General features: G+C 56.7%; 2 rRNA genes. Both read left to right on the forward strand.

The annotated features are described in order from the left end of the window. The first annotated feature begins 1,002 nt into the window (after positions 1–1,002). Positions 1,003–2,550: ribosomal RNA gene (locus HMPREF9719_RS09265) — 16S ribosomal RNA — on the forward strand. Positions 2,551–2,897: 347 nt separating this feature from the next. Then, positions 2,898–6,000, forward strand: a 23S ribosomal RNA gene (locus HMPREF9719_RS09270). The 16S and 23S rRNA genes sit together here, the layout of an rRNA operon.

Here is a 6,000-nt window from a genome sequence, read left to right on the forward strand (position 1 = left end):
CGGTTCGTTGACCTGCGGTCATCGACCGAGCCTGAGAATCCTGTGAGTCTGTGTCCGCTCAGGAGGGGCGTGCAACGACCTCTCGTGTGATGGGATCAGGTACGTGGGGCGCCCCGGCGGCGTGCTGGAGCCGCCGAATAAACCGGCATCCAGAAAGGCGAGGGCCCAGCCCGCGTCTCGACAGACGCCGGCCGACACCCGAGTCTCGATCAAGCGTGACCCTGCGAGCGGAGGACGGCAGCCTGAAGCGTCCAGGTGCCGGTTGGGGAAGGCACCCCGGTGCGTGGGGTGGGGCCGACGAACTGACCGAGCGCGGTCTTCTACGCTTCCCCCGTGAACGGCGCGTAAAACACCGTTAATAGAGCCTTGTGACCTGCGGTGTTGCTGTTGTCGGTGGGGGTTCGTATAGTTATGCCTCGTCGCCGAGCAGGCCGGACGCGCTCCGGCCGGCAGCACCCACACGGAGACACGGTCTCCCGGTCGGGTTGCGGAACACGCAGTAGGGCTGCTAAACTTCGGTGTCTCGCACGGGCGTCACCCACTGTTCAATGAACGGTTGGTGTGTGGTCGTGTGGTGTTGTGTGAGAACTCAATAGCGTGCCATGATTATGTAACCCTAAACAGCTAGGCGTGTAGGCGCCCGGCTGGGTGGGGTTGTGACGATCAGTGTCAAGCCCCCAAAACACGGGCGACCACGCAGGCACACAAGTCTTATGGCTTGGTGGTGTCGTGTGGTGCATATCTTTTTTGGTTTTGGGATGGTTGATGCTGGTGGGTTGCCTGCGTGGATGCGGCACACCAGATGGTGTGGTTGGTTTCGACCCCCGTCGAGACGTGACCAGGCCGGTGTGTCGCGCGGCCACCAACACAGTCGTGTTTTGGGTGGTGGGACGTGCGGGCAGCTTTTTTGCTAGTAGATCCTTGAATCTTATTTTTTTACAGGATTAACCACCCTACGCTACGGGCGAGCCTCGGGCTAGACCTGTTGTGTGTGGGTGGTTGTTGATGGAGAGTTTGATCCTGGCTCAGGACGAACGCTGGCGGCGTGCTTAACACATGCAAGTCGAACGGAAAGGCCTGCTTTCCCTTGTGGATTGCGGGTGCTCGAGTGGCGAACGGGTGAGTAACACGTGAGTGATCTGCCCCCAACTTGGGTATAAGCCTGGGAAACTGGGTCTAATTCCCGATAGGACTGCAGGGTGGTGCCTGTGGTGGAAAACGATTTTCTAGTGGTTGGGGATGAGCTCGCGGCCTATCAGCTTGTTGGTGGGGTAATGGCCTACCAAGGCGGCGACGGGTAGCCGGCCTGAGAGGGTGGACGGCCACATTGGGACTGAGATACGGCCCAGACTCCTACGGGAGGCAGCAGTGGGGAATATTGCACAATGGGCGGAAGCCTGATGCAGCGACGCCGCGTGGGGGATGACGGCCTTCGGGTTGTAAACTCCTTTCGACCGCGAGGAAGCCGCCTGGTTGGAAGGGTGGTGACGGTAGTGGTAGAAGAAGCACCGGCTAACTACGTGCCAGCAGCCGCGGTAATACGTAGGGTGCGAGCGTTGTCCGGATTTACTGGGCGTAAAGAGCTCGTAGGTGGCTTGTCGCGTCGTCTGTGAAAGTCTGGGGCTTAACTCCGGGTGTGCAGGCGATACGGGCTGGCTTGAGTGCTGTAGGGGAGACTGGAATTCCTGGTGTAGCGGTGGAATGCGCAGATATCAGGAGGAACACCGATGGCGAAGGCAGGTCTCTGGGCAGTCACTGACGCTGAGGAGCGAGAGCATGGGTAGCGAACAGGATTAGATACCCTGGTAGTCCATGCTGTAAACGGTGGGCGCTAGGTGTGGGGACTTTCCATGGTTTCCGTGTCGTAGCTAACGCGTTAAGCGCCCCGCCTGGGGAGTACGGCCGCAAGGCTAAAACTCAAAGGAATTGACGGGGGCCCGCACAAGCGGCGGAGCATGTGGATTAATTCGATGCAACGCGAAGAACCTTACCTGGGTTTGACATGCACTAGATTAGGCGAGAGATCGTCTGTCCCTTTGTGGCTGGTGTGCAGGTGGTGCATGGTTGTCGTCAGCTCGTGTCGTGAGATGTTGGGTTAAGTCCCGCAACGAGCGTAACCCTTGTCTTATGTTGCCAGCACGTTGTGGTGGGGACTCGTGAGAGACTGCCGGGGTGAACTCGGAGGAAGGTGGGGATGACGTCAAATCATCATGCCCCTTATGTCCAGGGCTTCACACATGCTACAATGGCCGGTACAGTAGGTTGCGAGACCGTGAGGTGGAGCTAATCCTGTAAAGCTGGTCGTAGTTCGGATTGGGGTCTGCAACTCGACCCCATGAAGTCGGAGTCGCTAGTAATCGCAGATCAGCAACGCTGCGGTGAATACGTTCCCGGGCCTTGTACACACCGCCCGTCACGTCATGAAAGTTGGTAACACCCGAAGCCGCTTGCTCCACTTTGTGTGGGGTGGTGTCGAAGGTGGGATCGGCGATTGGGACGAAGTCGTAACAAGGTAGCCGTACCGGAAGGTGCGGCTGGATCACCTCCTTTCTAAGGAGTTTTTTTGATACATGGATGCGCCATACTAACAAGCGACTAAATGAGTGTTGTTTGGTGTGTGGTTGCCCATCGGGGCTAAACCTGGTTGTCACTGGTTGAGCGTGTGTCCTGTACACGCGAGCCACAAAGCATAGTCGTGTCACGTTGTTGGGTGTCTGGCGCAGCACGCAAGTGTTGTGTCGTGCCTACACACCATCACTAACCGGAATGGTTTGGTGGTTGGGTGTGGGTGGTGTTGTGTGAGAACTGCATAGTGGACGCGATCTGCGATTATTTTTGTTGATTGTGGCAAGTCTTATGTTGCTTACTGGTAGCATACGGCCAAATATCTGAGACAGTGTTTTTATCTTATGGGCGCATAGTGGATGCCTTGGCACATCATGCTGATGAAGGACGTGAGAGGCCGCGATAGTCCTCGGGGAGTTGTCTACTGAGCGTTGATCCGAGGGTGTCCGAATGGGGAAACCCGGCACCTGTCTGTTGGTGGGTGTCACCGTGTTGCTGAATGTATAGGCTTCGCGGGGGTGGAACGGGGAAGTGAAACATCTCAGTACCTGTTTTTTGAGAAAACGAATGTGATTCCGTGTGTAGTGGCGAGCGATAGCGGATGATGGCTAAACCTGGTGTGTGGATAACTCGGTAGGGGTTGCATGCTGGGGGTTGTGGGGCATCGTTGTTCCCAGTCTACCGGCTGGGGTTGTGGGTTGTGTGTGTGAGTTGAACTGGTTTGGGATGGCCGACCGGAGTGGGTGAGAGTCCCGTAGACGAATACGCACGCAGTCTGCGATGATGGTGTTCCCGAGTAGCAGCGGGCTCGTGGAATCTGCTGTGAATCTGCCGGGACCGCCTGGTAAGCCTGAATGACATGGTGTGACCGATAGTGGATAGTACCGTGAGGGAATGGTGAAAAGTACCCCGGGAGGGGAGTGAAATAGTTCCTGAAACTGTGTGTCTACAAGCCGTCAGAGCCTTTTGGGTGATGGCGTGCCTTTTGAAGAATGAGCCTGCGAGTCAGCGGCGCGTCGCGAGGTTAACCCGCCTGTGGGGTAGTCGTAGGGAAACCGAGTCTTTGTTGGGCGGGTGAGTGGCGTGTCCTGGACCCGAAGCGGGGTGATCTACCCATGGCCAGTGTGAAGCAGCTGTAAGAGGTTGTGGAGGCGCGAACCCACGTAGGTTGAAAACTGCGGGGATGAGTTGTGGGTAGGGGTGAAAGGCTAATCAAACTCCGTGATAGCTGGTTCTCCCCGAAATGCATTTAGGTGCAGCGTTGCATGTTGAGCGTGGTGGAGGTAGAGCGACTGGTTGGTTGAGCGGGATTATGCGTCTTAGTGATACCTGCCAAACTCCGAATTCCATTGACGTGTTGTGTGGCAGTGAGACTGTGGGGGATAAGCTCCATTGGTCGAGAGGGAAACAGCCCAGATCGCCGGCTAAGGCCCCTAAGGGTGTGCTAAGTGGGAAAGGATGTGGGGTCGCGAAGACAGCCAGGAGGTTGGCTTAGAAGCAGCCATCCTTGAAAGAGTGCGTAATAGCTCACTGGTCGAGTGGTTCTGCGCCGAGAATGTAGTGGGGCTTAAGTACACCGCCGAAGCCGCGGCGCCATGGTTTGCATGGTGGGTAGGGGAGCGTCGTGCGTGTGGTGAAGCTGCCTGGTGATGGGTGGTGGAGTGCGTGCGAGTGAGAATGCAGGCATGAGTAACGATGAATCAGGTGAGAATCCTGGTGGCCGTATGACTAAGGGTTCCTGGGTGAAGTTTGTCTGCTCAGGGTGAGTCGGGTCCTAAGGCGAGGCCGTCGGGCGTAGTCGATGGGAAACGGGTTGATATTCCCGTACCGGTGCTGCCGCGTTCTTATGGTGAAGCGTTGATACTAACTGTGCCGCATCCCGGATCGACAGCCTTTCGGGGTTGTTGGTTTTTGCGGGGTGTGGTGTGGGGCCTGATGCGTGGTAGCCAAGTGATGGGGTGACGCAGTGTGGTAGCCACGCCTCCGGTTGGTTGTGGGGGTGTAAGCGTGTGGCCCGTGTGGTTGGTAAATCCGCCGCACATTGTGGGTGAGGCGTGATGCGTAGCCACCTTGTGGTGGTGATGGTGGTGATCCTGTGCTGTCGAGAAAAGCCTCTAAGCGAGTGGTGGTGTTGCCCGTACCCGAAACCGACGCTGGTAGTTGGGTTGAGTATACTAAGGCTTGCGGGTGAACTGTGGTTAAGGAATTCGGCAAATTGTCCCCGTAACTTTGGGAGATGGGGAGCCACCTTGGGTCGCCAACACGAGCGGTTGGTGGGCGTGGGGTGGTCGCAGAGGCTAGGGGAAAGCGACTGTTTACTAAAAACACAGGTCCGTGCGAAAACTTGGGTTGATGTATACGGACTGACGCCTGCCCGGTGCTGGAAGGTTACGAGGAGCTGTGGGCCCACGCTTGTGGGTGTAGCGGTGAATTTAAGCCCCAGTAAACGGCGGTGGTAACTATAACCATCCTAAGGTAGCGAAATTCCTTGTCGGGTAAGTTCCGACCTGCACGAATGGCGTAACGACTTTCCTGCTGTCTCGACCACAGGCCCGGTGAAATTGCAGTACGAGTAAAGATGCTCGTTTCGCGCGGCAGGACGAAAAGACCCCGGGACCTTTACTATAGCTTGGTATTGGGGTGTGGTTCGGTTTGTGTAGGATAGGTGGGAGACTGTGAAGCCGCACCGCTAGGTGTGGTGGAGTTGTTGGTGAAATACCACTCTGGTCGTTCCGCGCCTCTTGAACCTTGGCCCATGATCTGGGTTGGGGACAGTGCCTGGTGGGTAGTTTAACTGGGGCGGTTGCCTCCTAAATGGTAACGGAGGCGCCCAAAGGTTCCCTCAGTCTGGTTGGTAATCAGGTGTTGAGTGTAAGTGTATAAGGGAGCTTGACTGTGAGAGTGACTGCTCGAGCAGGAACGAAAGTTGGGACTAGTGATCCGGCATCTCCTTGCGGTTGGGGTGTCGCTCAACGGATAAAAGGTACCCCGGGGATAACAGGCTGATCTTCCCCAAGAGTTCATATCGACGGGATGGTTTGGCACCTCGATGTCGGCTCGTCGCATCCTGGGGCTGGAGTTGGTCCCAAGGGTTGGGCTGTTCGCCCATTAAAGCGGCACGCGAGCTGGGTTTAGAACGTCGTGAGACAGTTCGGTCTCTATCCGCCGCGCGCGTGGAAACTTGTGGAAGGCTGTCCCTAGTACGAGAGGACCGGGATGGACGTACCTCTGGTGTGCCAGTCATTCTGCCATGGGTGTTGCTGGTTGGCTATGTGCGGGAGGGATAACCGCTGAAAGCATCTAAGCGGGAAGCCTGTTCCGAGATGAGGTTTCTTTTGAGGTGTCCTAGAGATGATGGGGTTGATAGGCCGGGGCTGGAAGCTCTGTGAAGGGGTGTTGAGGTGACCGGTACTAATTCACCGACTCGAAAACACT

Source organism: Corynebacterium otitidis ATCC 51513, from assembly GCF_000296405.1.
Classification (GTDB): domain Bacteria; phylum Actinomycetota; class Actinomycetes; order Mycobacteriales; family Mycobacteriaceae; genus Corynebacterium; species Corynebacterium otitidis.